We start from the raw sequence: 14,422 nt of genomic DNA, 5'->3' as shown, positions 1-14,422 counted from the left end.
CGCGGCGGCAATGGATTGCCCGGACGAGCCGGGCAATGACGATAGGGGGAGAAATCCCCAGTGTGGCGCCTCCCCCTTACGAGAAGGGGGAGGCAAATGTCTTAGGCTGCGAAGTAGCTTTGCAGCGAGCGGACCTGGAGGCTGCCGCTCTTGAGGGCGACGATGCCTTCGACAGCGGCAAGAGCGCCGTCGATGGTCGTGTAGTAGGGGATCTTGGCGAGCAGGGCCGTGCGACGGATGTCGCGGCTGTCGCTGATCGACTTCATGCCATCGGTGGTGTTGATCACCAGCTGCACGCCGCCATTCTTCATGGAGTCCACGATGTGTGGACGGCCTTCGAGCACCTTGTTGATCTTGGTCGCAGCAATGTTGTTGTCGACCAGATAGCGCTGGGTGCCGCCAGTGGCGAGGATCTCAAAGCCGGCTTCCACGAGATGGCGGGCCATGTCGATGATCAGTGGCTTGTCTTCGTCGCGAACCGAGATGAAAGCCTTGCCGGAGGTCGGCACCTTCTGGCCTGCACCCATCTGCGACTTGGCGAAGGCCACGGCGAAGTTGGTGTCGAGGCCGATGACTTCACCGGTCGACTTCATCTCTGGGCCAAGCACCGTATCAACGCCTGGGAAGCGGTTGAACGGGAACACGGCTTCCTTGACGGCGATGTGCTTGAACGTCTTTTCCACGAGGCCAAAGCTGGCAAGGCTTTCACCGGCCATGATGCGCGAGGCGATCTTGGCGATGGGCTCGCCGATGACCTTGGCAACGAAGGGCACCGTGCGCGAGGCGCGCGGGTTGACTTCGAGCAGGTAGATCACGCCGTCCTTGAGAGCGTACTGAACGTTCATCAGGCCGCCGACCTTGAGCGCGAAAGCCAGCTGGGCGGTCTGACGCTTGAGCTCTGCCAGGATCTCGGGAGAGAGGTTCTGGGGTGGGAGCGAGCAGGCAGAGTCGCCGGAGTGAATGCCTGCTTCTTCAATGTGCTCCATGATACCGGCCACGAAAACCGTCTCGCCATCGCACAGGGCGTCGACGTCGATTTCGGTGGCGCCGGACAGGTATGCATCAAACAGCAGCGGGTTGTCGGACAGGACAGAGTTGATCTGGCCGGTCTTATCGTTGGGGTAGCGCATCAGGATATCGGGCGGCACGAGGCCGGTCAGGGTATCCTGCACATAGCGCTCGAACTCGGACGCCGAGTGCACGATGGCCATGGCGCGGCCACCCAGCACGTAGCTTGGGCGGATCACCAATGGGTAGCCAAGGCGCTCGGCAACCAGACGGGCCTGCTCCAGCGAATAGGCAATGCCATTCTTGGGCTGGGTCAGCTCGAGCTTGTTGAGGAGCTTGGAGAACAGGTCGCGGTCTTCGGCCAAGTCGATGGCGTCTGGCTGGGTGCCCAGGATCGGCACGCCGGCCTTCTGCACGGCTTCGGCCAGGTTCAGCGGGGTCTGGCCGCCGAACTGGACGATGACGCCGTGGAGCGTGCCGTTCTGCTTTTCGGTCTCGAGGATTTCGATGACGTCTTCTTCGGTCAGCGGCTCGAAATAGAGGCGGTCCGAGGTGTCATAGTCGGTCGAGACGGTCTCGGGGTTGCAGTTGACCATGATGGTTTCATAGCCAGCTTCGGCCAGCGCGAAGGCGGCATGGCAGCAGCAATAGTCGAACTCGATGCCCTGGCCGATACGGTTTGGACCGCCGCCGAGAATGACGACCTTCTTGCGATCGGATGGGCGTGCCTCGTCGGCCACGACGCCGTTAAAGGGCGCTTCGTAGGTCGAGTACATATAGGCGGTTGGCGAGGCAAACTCGGCAGCCGATGTGTCGATGCGCTTGTAGACCGGACGCACTTCGAGCGAGTGACGGAGCTTGCGCACGTCGCTTGGCTTGAGGTTGGTCAGCTGGGCCAGGCGCTTGTCCGAGAAGCCCATGGCCTTGAGCGAGCGCAGGGCCGGCGCGTTATCGGGCAGGCCGAGCTCGCGCACCTTGGCTTCCATGTCCACGATGCCCTTGATCTGCTCAAGGAACCATGGATCGATCTTGCATGCCTCGAAGATATCTTCGTTGCTCATGCCCAGGCGCATGGCCTCGGCAACCTGCAGCAGGCGGTTTGGCGTTGGGGTGCCAAGAGCGGCCTTGATGGCGTTCTTGTCTTCGCCTTCGCCCAGACCCGGGATGACGGCTTCGTTGAGACCGGTCAGGCCGGTTTCCAGCGAGCGCAGGGCCTTCTGCAGGCTTTCCTGGAAGGTGCGGCCGATGGCCATGGCTTCGCCGACCGACTTCATCGAGGTGGTCAGGCGATCATCGGCGCCGGGGAACTTCTCGAAGGCAAAGCGTGGGATCTTGGTGACGACATAGTCGATGGTCGGTTCGAACGATGCTGGGGTCGCGCCGCCGGTGATGTCGTTGTCCAGTTCGTCGAGCGTGTAGCCAACAGCGAGGCGTGCCGCGACCTTGGCAATCGGGAAGCCGGTTGCCTTGGAGGCGAGGGCCGACGAACGGCTCACGCGTGGGTTCATTTCGATGACGACCATCCGGCCATCGGCCGGGTTGATGCCGAACTGCACGTTCGAGCCGCCGGTCTCAACGCCGATCTCGCGCAGGACAGCCAGCGAGGCGTCGCGCATGATCTGGTATTCTTTGTCGGTCAGGGTCAGGGCAGGGGCAACGGTGATGGAGTCGCCGGTGTGCACGCCCATTGGATCGATGTTCTCGATCGAGCAGATGATGATGCAGTTGTCCTTCTTGTCGCGGACAACCTCCATTTCGTACTCTTTCCAGCCGAGTACGCTTTCTTCCACCAGAACTTCGTTGGTCGGGGAAGCATCGACACCGCTCTCGACGATGGCGAGGTATTCTTCGCGGTTATAGGCAATGCCGCCGCCGGTGCCGCCGAGGGTGAACGATGGGCGGATGATGGCGGGCAGGCCGATGACCTCGAGCGCCTGCAGCGCTTCGATGGTGTTGTGCGCCAGCATGGAGCGGGGTGTTTCCAGCCCGATCTTCTTCATGGCGTCGCGGAACAGCTCGCGGTCTTCAGCCTTGTCGATGGCTTCGGCAGTCGCGCCGATCATCTCAACGCCGAACTTCTCCAGCACGCCCATCTTGCGCAGCGACAGCGCGCAGTTCAGCGCCGTCTGGCCACCCATGGTTGGGAGCAGGGCGTCGGGGCGTTCCTTTTCGATGATCTTGGCGACGACTTCTGGAGTGATGGGCTCCATATAGGTCGCATCGGCCAGATCCGGATCGGTCATGATCGTCGCTGGGTTCGAGTTCACCAGGATGATGCGGTAGCCCTCTTCCTTGAGAGCCTTGCACGCCTGTGTGCCCGAGTAGTCGAACTCGCATGCCTGTCCAATGATGATCGGACCCGCACCGATGATGAGGATCGATTTAATGTCGGTACGTTTTGGCATGGTGCTCGCTCAACTGTTCATAACGGCTGGGCGACAGGAAGAATCGCCCGGACAGCACCTGTCTCGCGCGAAACCGCGCGGCAACTGAGCGCTGCGGCGCGGTGGAAGGTCCAGACATGGTGGTTAGGTGGGCTGTCTAGCGGAGATGGTCCCGAAAGGGAAGGGGGCGGACATGTCCAATTCAAGCCTTGTTGGCCGGTGCGGCGGTTTGGCTCAACCTGTGACATCTCTGCCCAGGCTCAAAAGTCGGGATAGACCCCATCCATATCGGGGATATCGGCAGGATCGAAGATATCGATCTGGGTACTCCGCACGAGGTTGAGCGAGTCGCGCCACTTCTGCGGGGCCTTGAGCATTTCTTCGGCGTCTTCGTTTTGTGGAGAATCGAACAGTACGGCGAAGCCCACGTCGAACAGGCGCACAACCTTGCAGGAGACCTCGCCAATGGTGAGGCTGGTGCCGACGCTGGGTTGCAGGTCTGCTGACACCGATGCGCCGATGGCGGAGAAATCCACAATCAGGCAGGGAATGACGTCGCCGTTATCGAGCGTGAGGATCGAGCGGGGCTCGGCCGGCATGAAGCGGCGTTCAGAGCGCTTGTTGGACGGGCCATTCCAGGTGTGACCGCGGAGGCTGTCGATATGGCGCGCCAGCTCGATCCGCTTGGTGTCGCTGGCATCGATTTTGACTGCAAAGCCGTCAGACACGTGCCGGGAGATGGTGCCACGCAAAGCACCAAAGGGCGCGAAGGAGGCGCGGACGGTTTCGCCGATCGTGCCCACTACAGGAGCAGCGGCAATGAACGTGGTGGGTGAAATATAGCGAGCCCGACAGGCAAAGATATTGACGCCGGGAATGCGCGCATTGTTGCCCAGCACGTAACGGCCCATGACGGCGCCCATATAGTGCGGCTCATTATCCTGCTCGATCATCGACAAGACTAACCTCCCAAGATGCGACCATTTCCACACCAATATGACAGTGCGTTCTGAATGGGCGATTTACTGAATTGATTCAGTTGTCTGCATTGGTTTGAGACCTGCGATGAAGTCGTGGCCACAGCAATGTCCAGATCGGGACAATGTGGCCCCGCGGGACTCGCCGGGAATAACCGGCTGTTAAGGCTAATGACCCATTATTGGTTGCGGGGGCGCGGCAAGCTTGCTCCCCTCTCAGATCGAACGGCCTTCGGGCGGTGATGCGTGTTGCGTTGCTGCATGCCCGCCGACGCTTGAATTACAGGTTGATTAGATGCGCTTTATCATCGGCATTGCGGTTGTGGTTGGCTCGGTGCTCGTTGGGTATATGGGCGTCGGCGGCCACTTCGAGGTGCTGTGGCAGCCGTTCGAATTCGTCATCATTCTCGGCGCCGCCATCGGCGCATTCATCATCGGCAATACCGGCGCGGTGCTGAAGCAGTCGCTGGGTGTGTTCGGCACACTGTTCAAAGGTCCGCGCTACAACAAGGCGGCCTATGTGGAGCTGCTTGGCATGCAGTTTTCCATGTTCAAGCTGATCCAGTCCAAGGGCATTCTGGCGCTGGAGCCGCATATCGAGAACCCACACGAATCCTCGCTGTTCAACCGCTTCCCCACCTTCGCCAAAAACCACCACGCGGTGGAATTTGTCTGCGATTACATGCGCATGGTTACGCTCGGCACCAACAATGTGCACGAGATGGAAGCGCTGATGGACGAGGAACTGGAAACCCACCACCAGGAGCGCGAGCGCCTGGTTGGCGCCATTCAGGCGCTGGCCGACGGTACGCCGGCTCTGGGCATCGTGGCCGCCGTTCTCGGCGTTATTCACACCATGGGCGCGATCAGCGAGCCGCCAGAAGTGCTCGGTCACATGATCGGTGGCGCTCTGGTGGGCACGTTCTTCGGCGTGTTCGTGGCCTATGGCTTCTTTGCCCCGATGGCGCAGTCGCTGCGCAACATCTTTGAGTCCGAGGACAAGTATTTCCTCTCCCTCAAGACCGGCCTTCTTGCCCACGTGTCGGGCAATCCGCCGGTGATGGCCATCGAATTTGCCCGCAAGATGCTGATGTCGGAAGTGCGTCCGACCTTTGCCGAGGTCGATGCGGCGACCGCAGGTCTGCCTGCTAACGCTTAGGTCTAAAAGAAAGAACGTCTCATGGCCGGGTACGATCAACCCATCATCATCAAGAAGGTCAAGCGCAACAAGCACGCCCACCACGGCGGCGCCTGGAAGATCGCTTATGCCGACTTCGTGACCGCCATGATGGCCTTCTTCCTGCTGCTCTGGCTGATCTCGATGACCACGCCCGAACAGAAAGAAGGCCTGGCCAACTACTTCGCGCCCCCCAATGTCAGCATGTCCGTGAGCGGGGCAGGCGGCATCATGGGCGGTACAGCGCTGGATGCCAACGGGGCACAGTCCGCGGGCGCGGCGCCTGATATTACGGCTGACGTCTCGCTGGCCCCGGATGGCGGCACGCTTGGGGCGCAGGGCGCCATTCTGGGCGGCCGCAATGGCGATCAGCAGACCGATCACGACGAGACCAAGGCTTCGTCCGAGGCGCTGAAATCCACCTATTCTCAGGTGTTCCACAGCGCTGCGGCGAGCATTCGCCAGGCCTGGCAGGCCAATCCAGACCTGACCGAAGTGTCGGACAACCTGCTTGTTGAAGTGACCGATGAAGGTCTCGATATCCAGATCATCGATCAGGACGGCGCGCCGATGTTCCCCGAAGGGTCCAAGTACCCCTACGAGATCACCCGTAAGGCGATCGCTGCAATTGCGCCGACGCTGCAGAAGCTGTCCAACCAGATCAATATCTCTGGCCACACGGCTGCGGGCGGCACCTATGCCAATCCGCGCTATAGCTCGTGGGAGCTGTCGACGGACCGCGCCAATGTGGTGCGCAGCATTCTGGGTGAATCAGGACTGGTGGAGAACCGCATCAAGTCGGTGATCGGCCGCTCGACGACCGATCCGTTCTTCCCCAACGATCCCTATATGGCCGCCAATGAGCGCATCAAGATCACCGTGCTGTATGAAGCGCCGCCGGTGCCGCCGGGGCTGACGCCCTAAAGCGCCAGCTTGAAGCCCTCGTGGGATTTCTTGAAGCCAAGCTTTTCATAGAACCGGTGCGCATCCGTGCGCACCTTGTTTGAGGTGAGCTGGACCATGTCGCAGCCGCCCGCGCGACACACCTCAACAGCCCACCTGACCATCTGGCTGCCCAGCCCCGTGCCGCGCTGATCGGCGCGGATATGCACGTTCTCGAGCATGCCACGCTTCGTGCCGAAGTTGGGCAGGCCGGGGATGAAAGAAATCTGCAGGGTACCGACGATCTCCCCGTTCTGCTCGGCCACGATCAGGCGATGATCGGGGTTTGCCGTGATGGCATCGAACGCGGCGCGATAGCGTGGATCGGTGAGCGTGCTGTGATCAAGCGGCGGGGTGGCGGCGCCACGGGAGTCGCCAGCGTGGCCCAGGATGAGCATGGTCGGGATATCGGCTGGTGTTGCGTCGCGGAAGGTCAGGCTGGTCATCACTATTCCCGGGAAAGTGGCCCCGGAGGTGGCTCAGTCGGCTGTGGACTGTGCCTCTTCACGCGGCATGGGCAGGTGCTGGGCGGTAGCAATAATGGAATCGAGAAAGCCGGGAAAGCGCTGATCGAGATCGGCCCGGCGAATGCTGACATAGCGCTTGGTGCCCTCGGGGCGGACGTGAACGACGCCGGCCTCGCGCAGCTTGGACAAATGATAGCTCAGCCCGGTCTTGGAGCCGACGCCGGAAAACTGCCCGCAGGACATGGGGTTTTCTTCATTGCGGGCCAGCAGGCCGATAATGGCGAGGCGCGTCTCATCGCCCAGCGCTGTCAGCACATTGGCAAAGGCGATCTGCTCGGTTTCGGGCTGCGGCAGGTAGGTCATGCCCCAATGTAGCGCAGGACGGGGCGCTCTTCAATGTTCAACGATCTTTGAACTTCTGTTGACATTGGTTCGGCGGAGGTTCAATTGTTCAATAATCATTGAACTAAGGATCGAGCATGGATATCCGTCTCATTTGGTTGGCGGTGGGTACATTCGCGATTGGCGTCGAGAGCTTCGCCATATCGAGCCTCTTGCCGCAGATTGCCGATTCAACCGGGGTGTCGCTGACGCAGGCGGGCTATCTCGTCATTGCGTTTTCTTTGGCCAATGCCTTCGGCTCGCCTATCCTTGCCGCCCTGACGGGGACGGCAGATCGTCGGCGCATCCTGACAGTATCTGCGCTGGTGTTTACGGTCGGCGCGGTGTGGGCTGCATGTTCCTATGGCTATGCCGATCTGATGGCGGCGCGCGTGCTGATGGCTTTTGCCGCCGGGCTCTATAGCGCCACGGCGCAGGCGACCGGCGTGGCGATTTCCTCGGTCGACCATCGGGCGCGGGCGATCTCGGTGATCGTGGGCGGTACGTCGATGGCGGTGGCGTTCGGTGCGCCGCTGGGCGCGCTGGTTGCGGGATATGCCAGCTGGCGCGGCAGCTATTTCATGGTGGCGGGCTTTGGCGTCGTCGCGGCGCTGTCCATCTGGATCATGCTGCCAGCCGGATTGCGCGGGGCGCAGTTGGGCATTCGTCAGCGCGTGGCGGCCATTGCGCTGCCGGGTGTGCGCGGCGCTCTGCTGACGACGCTGCTCAATCTGGCGGGTGCGTTCACGGTGATTATCTATCTGGCTGTTATCGCGACCCAGGCCATTGGCCTTTCGCGGGAATGGGTGCCGGTGGTGTTGCTGGCGTTCGGCATTGGTGCGGCCATCGGCAATGCGGCAGGCGGGCAATTGGCTGACCGGGTAGGCGCGCGGCGCACCGTCGTGGGTGCGACGGTGATGAACGTGCTGCTGCTGGCCGCGATGTCGGTTGTACCACATCTCCCGGGCGGGATCATGGTCGGGGCATTCTTTGCGGTGGTGGTGCTGTGGGGGGCGACGGGCTGGGCATTTCCACCGGCCCAGGCGAGCCATCTGCTCAGCCTCTCACCCGGCAATGCGCCACTGGTGCTGTCGCTCAATGCCTCGGCGCTCTATCTCGGCATCGCTGCCGGATCGCTGATTGGTGGACTGGTGCTGCAATATGGGACGCCGAGCGATCTGGGCTGGGTCGGGGCATTGCTGCCCGCGCTGTCCCTGTTTGGCATGGGCCTGACGGCGACGCGTCGTCCGCCCCGTGCCGCTCTGGCGGGTCTGGGCTAGGCGCGCTTGGGGCTGATCAGCTTGGCGAAGCCGAGGATGAGCAGCGCCAATACGGCGGGCGCAATAAATAACCACGAGCCGCTGGCGAGCAATGCACCCGTGCCCGCCCACATGATGGACACGAAAGCCTCGCTGAGCGTTGCGGCGCGCGAGGCCACTTGCCGGCGGCGGAACATCGAGCGGCGGGCGACGACGCGGAACCACAGCTGAATGGCGGTGGCCGACCCGGCGGAAAGTGCGACACAGACCGCAGTCACCAGCGCCATGCGGGGCGAGGCGATCAGCAGCAGCACCAGCAGGGGGGCCATGATGACGGCAATCACCGCCAGCACAGCCTGAATTTTAGCCACCAGCACGGCGCGCGCGGAGACCGGGGCGGTGACGACCAGATCATGCGCATCCTCGCCGGAGATGGCGAGCCAGGCGAGGCCGCCGGCCAATTGCCCGGCCGCCATGACCAGCACTGGCACGACGACGACATAGGCGCCCGCATCATTGCCGAAATTGATCCACAACAGCAGGGCGGGCGGCAGCAGATAGAGGATCTGCATCAGCGTCTGCGACAGCAACCAGGGGTCGCGTTGCAGCAGGCGCCATTCTTTGACGCGCAGCACATGGTGCTGAGACGCGGCGCGGAACGGGCGGTTGGTTTGCTTGCGCAGGCTACGGACATGGGAAAGCCCGGCGGCTGAAATCGCGAGACGGCCATAGCTTGAGGCGCTGAGACCAATTGTCAGGGCGAGCGCGCCCAGGCCAATGATCAGGCAGACCACCAGTGCACCGATATCGCCCATGGCGGCCTCGGCGGGCAGCCAGAGAGCATTGCCAATGGCAGGTGCAGCGGCGATGACGTCGGCAGACTGGAACACGGAAAAGCGCGAAAAGCTGCCGTAGTAAAGGATAGCTGCGGCCTGGATGCCGATGATGAAGCCGGCACCAACGACAGCAGCGACGATCTGGGCGATGAGGCGCGTGCGCTTGGGGCCGACGACGCGGAACAATGCCATGGTGATGGCAACTGCAATCGCCGTCGAAAGCGCGCCAAGGGCGATCAGCACGCCATAGGCGGTGAGCCATTTGGGGCTGTCGAACACGGCCAGCACATTGATCAGCGGGCTAGCGAGAAGGCCGGTGAGCACAATGGTGGAGAGCGCTACCGAGCCGGTGCGCACGGCAAAGAGGCGTTGGGAGGAGGCGGGCGAGGAGAGGATCAGGTCGAGATCTGAGCGGGCGTAGTAGACGCGTGTCACCGATTCCAGCGCCTGGGACAGCATGACCGTCCAGAACAGCAGGCCGCCGCCCGTGATCATCACCAGCGTCGATTTGTCCATGGCAATGCCGCTCTGGATCCAGGGCAGGATCAGCCCAAATGCCAGCAGGTGCAGCAGCACCACGACAATGGCGAGGAAAATGGCGATGCCAATGCCACGGGTGCGGCGGCCACCGGTCATCATGGCAACCCATTCGCGCCAGGCCAGGGTCAGCTCGTGGCGGGCGAACCAGCCGATTGTTGCCGGGGCGGCGCTCATGCGGCTTCGGTCCCCTCGGCCACGAGATCAAGGAAGATATCCTCAAGGCTCGATTCCTTGCCAAGCCGGGTGCGCAGTTCGGCCAGCGTGCCTTCGGCGATCAGGCGGCCATGCGCGATGACGCCAATGCGTTCGGCCATGCGCTCGGCGACTTCGAGAATGTGGGTGGTCATGATGACGGTGACGCCATCGCGCACCTTACCAAGCAGCACATCCTTGACCTGACGGGCCGAGCCCGCGTCGAGGCCGGTCAGCGGCTCGTCGAGGATAATCAGGCGCGGATCGTGTACCAGCGCACCGGCCAGCGCCACCTTTTGCAGCATGCCCTTGGAGAAGCCGCCGCACAGCTCATTGGCGTGCGGACGCAGGCCGAGCCAGTCGATCAGTTCATTGGCCTTGGCTTCAGCGGTGCGCGCGTCGATCTGCCAGAGCCCGGCGACGAATTCGAGATATTCGAGCGGGGTCAGCCGGTCATAGACCATGGGTTCGTCGGACACCCAGGCGACGATGCGCTTGGCGGCAATCGGGTCCTTGCGCGCGTCGATGCCGAAAATGGAAATATCGCCTGCGTCGGGCTGCAGCAGGCCCGCCACCATGCGCAGGATGGTGGTTTTGCCGGCGCCATTGGGCCCAAGCAACGCATAGAATTCACCCGCCCGCACCGTCAGTTCGAGATCGTTGACCACCTTGCGATCAAAGCTCTTGGACAGGTTGGAAATGGCGAGGGCAGGGAGTGTCATGGCGTCGCTCCGGCGAGTTTGGAGGCAAAGCCTACAAGCCATGCGTTTCGGCGGCGTGAATCGGGAGCGTTAAGAAATTGGGCTGTCGTCCCCACTTGTATGCAAGGGGGGTGTGCGCAAAGCGGTGATTGTCCAACCCGGCACTAACATTTTACAGTCGTCGCGCCCGATCCCCTTTTGTCGATCAGTGCGCCGCCCGCTTGGGGCAGGCAGCCGGGCCGAATTGACTGGAGCCCAAAATGAGTACCGCCAGCCCAGCCGTCCACGGCCTCGGGGACCTATCGACCAAGCTCGCCGTTTTTGCCATGTCCATTGGTGCTTTCGGCATTGGTACCGGCGAGTTCGCCATTATGGGCCTGCTGCCCAATCTGGCCGCTGACATGCGGATTACCGAGCCAGAGGCCGGGCATGTCATCAGCGCCTATGCGCTGGGCGTGGTGGTCGGCGCGCCGCTGTTCGCTATTGCTTTTGCCCGGGCGCCGCGCAAGCCGCTGATGCTGTGGCTGATGGCGCTGTTTGCGCTGGGCAATTTCGGCAGCGCCATGGCGCCGGATTATCTCTCGTTGATCGGGCTGCGCTTTTTGGCCGGGCTGCCGCATGGCGCCTATTTCGGCATCGCCGCGCTGATCGCTGCCTCGATGGTAGATGTGGGCTATCGCGCCCGCGCCGTGGGCAGGGTGATGCTGGGGCTGACCATCGCGACGCTGATCGGCATGCCGCTGGCCACCTGGCTGGGGCAGGGGCTGGGTTGGCGGCCGACCTTTGCGGGCGTGGGTATCGTCGGCGCGCTGGCCTTTGCCATGATTTTCCGTTTCGTGCCGCAGGTGGCTGCCAGCGAAGGCGCGAGCCCGTTGCGTGAACTCGGCGCGCTTAAGCGTCCGCAGGTGTGGCTGACGCTGGGCATTGCCGCTGTCGGCTGCGGTGGCATGTTCTCGGTGTTCACCTATGTGGTGCCGCTGCTGACCGAAGTGGCTCATGTGCCCGTGGTGTGGGTGCCGCTGGTGCTGGCGCTGTTCGGTGTTGGCATGACACTGGGCAATATTCTGGGTGCGGCCATGGCTGACCGGGCGCTGATGCCGACCATTGGCGGCATGCTGGTATTCAACGTGGTCAGTCTTGCTGCGATCCCATGGACGGCACAGTTCTGGGCCACGGCGTCGCTGAGTGTGCTGCTGGTGGGCTTTACCGTCGCGATTGGTACGGCCTTGCAGACGCGCCTGATGGATGTGGCCGCTGATGGTCAAACCCTGGCCGCGACGCTGCATCACGCTGCCTTCAATATCGGCAATGCGCTGGGCGCGCTGTTCGGTGGCATGGCCATCGCCGCGGGCTTCGGCTGGACCTCGACGGGTCCCGTTGGCGCCATCCTCGCGGTGGGTGGACTGGTGCTGTTCGGGATTTCGCTGTGGCTGGATCGACGCACCCAGCGCTGGGAGCCTCTCGAGGCCGCTCCCAAAGCCGCATAAGAAAAACGGGCGCCTCATGGGCGCCCGTTGTGTTTTCAGCCGACCGACAGGGTCACGTCAACATTGCCGCGCGTGGCGTTGGAATAAGGGCACACGGTGTGGGCCTTTTCCACGAGCGCCTGGGCGTCAGCCTTGTCGAAGCCGGGGATGGTGACCTTGAGCTCGACGGCGATGTTGAAGCCAATGCCGGTGGAATTGTCGCCGATGGAGACCGACGCGTCGATCTTGGTGTCATCTGGCACCTTGATCTTGTCGGCGCGGGCAACAGCCTTGAGCGCGCCAAGGAAGCAGGCCGAATAACCGGCTGCGAAGAGCTGCTCGGGATTGGTGCCGGGGCCGCCATTGCCGCCCAGTTCCTTGGGGGTGTCGAGGGTAACCGAAAGACGACCGTCATCGGTCGCGCTCTGGCCGGTGCGGCCGCCAGTGGTGCTGGCATGGGCAGTGTAGATGGCTGACTTGATCGACATCGTGGTCTCCTTGGTTGATGATGTAGCCTACTGCGCAATTAAATTGTGCGCAATTGAATTTTGCATGCTATGAATCGGGGTGTCAGTCGCCGGAAGGATCAGTGGATGGCCAGGAGCCCCGACCCGCTTAATCTCGATTCCATGCTGTGCTTTGCCGTTTACGCGGCCGGGCACGCGTTCACGCGCTTTTACAAGCCACGGCTGGACGCTATCGGGCTGACCTATCCGCAATATCTGGCCTTCCTGGTGCTGTGGGAAGCAGACGGTATCAGTGTAAAGGCGCTGGGCGACAGATTGTTCCTCGATTCCGGTACGATCACGCCAATGGTGAAGCGGCTGGAAGCGCGCGGACTGCTGCAGCGGCAGCGCGACGAGGATGATGAGCGCGTGGTGCGGGTGTACCTCACCGCCGAGGGCAGGGGCCTGCGCGCCAAAGCACTGGCTGTGCCGCTTGAGGTTGGCGCGGCCCTGAGTGATGAAGCGGCAACGGTCGATACGCTCCGCGCGGGCCTGCACCGGTTGCGCGTGTTGCTGGACGATGCCTCGTCCGGCACTCCATCAGCGTAGGCCGGCGGCATCCACAATGCCGGAGCGGCAGCCGCCATCGACGGGGCTGGCCGCGCCGATGAGCGCCGAGAAATCATCGGGACTATAGATTTCTCCGGTGAGCCCTATGGTCAGCTCTGTGATGATGGTGCGGTTGCCATCGGCTTCGCAGGCCATGCGCACGCGCTGTCCGGCCCCATCGCCAAAACTTTCGTCAAACGCGTCACGCACCTGCTGGAGCGTGATCTTGCGGCCGATATTGTTGGCGAACAGTTTCGTCACCGATGACTCGTTGAGAGCCAGCATCAGCACCATCGCATCGGTGAAATAGCGTTCGGCGCTAGTGCCGTAGCAGGTGCCATGCTTGGTCCATTCGTGCCGATCGAGGCCAGACTGGGTGCCCGGCATGACGACGTCGAGCTCATCGCGCAGGCCGGTGCTGAGCCGGACCGGGGGCAGGTCGCGCCAGCGCCCGTTTTCGCTGGACCAGCGATCATCCTGCGAAACCAAGCAGAACTCATTGCCGCGCGGCTGCGGCCAGAGACCGTGCAGGGTGAAATTGGTGGCTTCGAAGCTATTGGGCTGCTGATTGCGGCACTCGGCCTTGCGCGGACTGAGCTCGCAGAAGGCAGGCTGCCAGTTGACCGCCAGAATATACTGCGTGCCACGATAGCTGGGCTTCGGAGGTGCTGGTGTCGGCGCGGGCATGCGGGCCTCGGCGTCGGTGGCGCGTTCGCCGCAACTGACCTCGACCCAGCGCCGTTCGGGTTGCGCGCCGGGGACGGCGATCCAGAGATGGGTAGGGCGATCCTTGTTGCCGGCAAGCAGATCATAGGCGGTGCCGGGGCGAAGGGTGACATTGCCCGGATTGGTGCCACGGTTGATCGATTGCAGCGCGGGGCAGGCCTTGGTGGCGGTGAAGTAGCCGCTGAGTGGCACCTCGGCATGGGCGGGCACGGTGAGGAGGGCGAGAAGCAGGGTGAGGGCAATCCGCAATATTCTCGCGCTCCGTTTTATCGGCTGTCGTCATCGCCCGGCTTGTCCGGGCAATCCATCTT

13 protein-coding genes are annotated in these 14,422 nt (G+C 62.6%); 5 read left to right on the top strand and 8 right to left on the bottom strand.

All coding sequences use genetic code 11. The annotated features are described in order from the left end of the window. Nucleotides 1–101: 101 nt before the first annotated feature. Nucleotides 102–3,413 (bottom strand): carbamoyl-phosphate synthase large subunit, encoded by a 3,312-nt coding sequence (carB, locus tag WH87_RS12520; RefSeq protein ID WP_046137443.1) that lies wholly within the window; start codon nt 3,411–3,413, stop codon nt 102–104. A 239-nt stretch (nt 3,414–3,652) separates the two neighbouring features. Further along, nucleotides 3,653–4,351: a hypothetical protein gene (locus WH87_RS12515; protein WP_156458216.1), complete on the bottom strand. Its 699-nt coding sequence runs from the start codon at nt 4,349–4,351 to the stop codon at nt 3,653–3,655. 313 nt (nt 4,352–4,664) lie between these two features. Here WH87_RS12515 and motA point away from each other — a divergent pair, with 313 nt between their 5' ends. Both motA and WH87_RS12505 read left to right on the top strand, forming a co-directional pair. Further along, on the top strand, nt 4,665–5,528 hold the full coding sequence (gene motA / locus WH87_RS12510) for a flagellar motor stator protein MotA (protein WP_046137445.1): 864 nt from the start codon (nt 4,665–4,667) through the stop codon (nt 5,526–5,528). Between the two features lie 21 nt (nt 5,529–5,549). Continuing rightward, entirely contained in the window at nt 5,550–6,470 is a 921-nt protein-coding gene (locus WH87_RS12505) for a flagellar motor protein MotB (protein WP_046137446.1), read from the top strand. Here WH87_RS12505 and WH87_RS12500 read toward each other — a convergent pair. Both WH87_RS12500 and WH87_RS12495 read right to left on the bottom strand, forming a co-directional pair. After that, on the bottom strand, nt 6,467–6,934 hold the full coding sequence (locus WH87_RS12500; protein ID WP_052726175.1) for a GNAT family N-acetyltransferase: 468 nt from the start codon (nt 6,932–6,934) through the stop codon (nt 6,467–6,469). The genes WH87_RS12505 and WH87_RS12500 overlap by 4 nt on opposite strands. Nucleotides 6,935–6,967: 33 nt before the next feature. Continuing rightward, nucleotides 6,968–7,318, bottom strand: coding sequence for an ArsR/SmtB family transcription factor (locus tag WH87_RS12495; protein ID WP_046137447.1), 351 nt, complete (start codon nt 7,316–7,318; stop codon nt 6,968–6,970). Between the two features lie 116 nt (nt 7,319–7,434). Here WH87_RS12495 and WH87_RS12490 point away from each other — a divergent pair, with 116 nt between their 5' ends. Further along, the gene (locus WH87_RS12490; RefSeq protein WP_046137448.1) at nt 7,435–8,616 is read left to right on the top strand and encodes an MFS transporter; all 1,182 of its coding nucleotides are present in this window, start codon (nt 7,435–7,437) and stop codon (nt 8,614–8,616) included. On the opposite strand, the gene WH87_RS12485 is transcribed toward WH87_RS12490, so the two are convergent. After that, the gene (locus WH87_RS12485; RefSeq protein ID WP_046137449.1) at nt 8,613–10,145 is read right to left on the bottom strand and encodes a hypothetical protein; all 1,533 of its coding nucleotides are present in this window, start codon (nt 10,143–10,145) and stop codon (nt 8,613–8,615) included. The genes WH87_RS12490 and WH87_RS12485 overlap by 4 nt on opposite strands. After that, nucleotides 10,142–10,927: an ABC transporter ATP-binding protein gene (locus WH87_RS12480; RefSeq protein WP_407060044.1), complete on the bottom strand. Its 786-nt coding sequence runs from the start codon at nt 10,925–10,927 to the stop codon at nt 10,142–10,144. The genes WH87_RS12485 and WH87_RS12480 overlap by 4 nt, the downstream gene beginning before the upstream one ends. A gap of 197 nt (nt 10,928–11,124) precedes the next feature. Here WH87_RS12480 and WH87_RS12475 point away from each other — a divergent pair, with 197 nt between their 5' ends. After that, nucleotides 11,125–12,351, top strand: a complete 1,227-nt coding sequence (locus WH87_RS12475; RefSeq protein ID WP_046137451.1) for an MFS transporter — start codon at nt 11,125–11,127, stop codon at nt 12,349–12,351. Nucleotides 12,352–12,386: 35 nt separating this feature from the next. On the opposite strand, the gene WH87_RS12470 is transcribed toward WH87_RS12475, so the two are convergent. Continuing rightward, nucleotides 12,387–12,818 (bottom strand): organic hydroperoxide resistance protein, encoded by a 432-nt coding sequence (locus WH87_RS12470; RefSeq protein WP_046137452.1) that lies wholly within the window; start codon nt 12,816–12,818, stop codon nt 12,387–12,389. A gap of 105 nt (nt 12,819–12,923) precedes the next feature. Here WH87_RS12470 and WH87_RS12465 point away from each other — a divergent pair, with 105 nt between their 5' ends. Further along, nucleotides 12,924–13,385: a MarR family winged helix-turn-helix transcriptional regulator gene (locus tag WH87_RS12465; RefSeq protein ID WP_046137453.1), complete on the top strand. Its 462-nt coding sequence runs from the start codon at nt 12,924–12,926 to the stop codon at nt 13,383–13,385. Here the strand turns inward: WH87_RS12465 and WH87_RS12460 are convergent. Then, nucleotides 13,377–14,360, bottom strand: a complete 984-nt coding sequence (locus WH87_RS12460) for a ribonuclease T2 family protein (protein WP_046137454.1) — start codon at nt 14,358–14,360, stop codon at nt 13,377–13,379. The genes WH87_RS12465 and WH87_RS12460 overlap by 9 nt on opposite strands. Between the last annotated feature and the right edge of the window lie 62 nt (nt 14,361–14,422).

The organism is Devosia epidermidihirudinis, from assembly GCF_000971295.1.
GTDB lineage: Bacteria > Pseudomonadota > Alphaproteobacteria > Rhizobiales > Devosiaceae > Devosia > Devosia epidermidihirudinis.
This window is presented reverse-complemented; position numbering and strand designations above follow the sequence as displayed.

Coding starts and splice junctions, on each gene's coding strand:
- WH87_RS12500 (WP_052726175.1), bottom strand. CDS start 6,934: ATGACCAGCCTGACCTTCCGCGACGCAACACCAGCCGATATCCCGACC.
- WH87_RS12485 (WP_046137449.1), bottom strand. CDS start 10,145: ATGAGCGCCGCCCCGGCAACAATCGGCTGGTTCGCCCGCCACGAGCTG.
- carB (WP_046137443.1), bottom strand. CDS start 3,413: ATGCCAAAACGTACCGACATTAAATCGATCCTCATCATCGGTGCGGGT.
- WH87_RS12490 (WP_046137448.1), top strand. CDS start 7,435: ATGGATATCCGTCTCATTTGGTTGGCGGTGGGTACATTCGCGATTGGC.
- WH87_RS12470 (WP_046137452.1), bottom strand. CDS start 12,818: ATGTCGATCAAGTCAGCCATCTACACTGCCCATGCCAGCACCACTGGC.
- motA (WP_046137445.1), top strand. CDS start 4,665: ATGCGCTTTATCATCGGCATTGCGGTTGTGGTTGGCTCGGTGCTCGTT.
- WH87_RS12505 (WP_046137446.1), top strand. CDS start 5,550: ATGGCCGGGTACGATCAACCCATCATCATCAAGAAGGTCAAGCGCAAC.
- WH87_RS12465 (WP_046137453.1), top strand. CDS start 12,924: ATGGCCAGGAGCCCCGACCCGCTTAATCTCGATTCCATGCTGTGCTTT.
- WH87_RS12480 (WP_407060044.1), bottom strand. CDS start 10,927: ATGGCTTGTAGGCTTTGCCTCCAAACTCGCCGGAGCGACGCCATGACA.
- WH87_RS12475 (WP_046137451.1), top strand. CDS start 11,125: ATGAGTACCGCCAGCCCAGCCGTCCACGGCCTCGGGGACCTATCGACC.
- WH87_RS12495 (WP_046137447.1), bottom strand. CDS start 7,318: ATGACCTACCTGCCGCAGCCCGAAACCGAGCAGATCGCCTTTGCCAAT.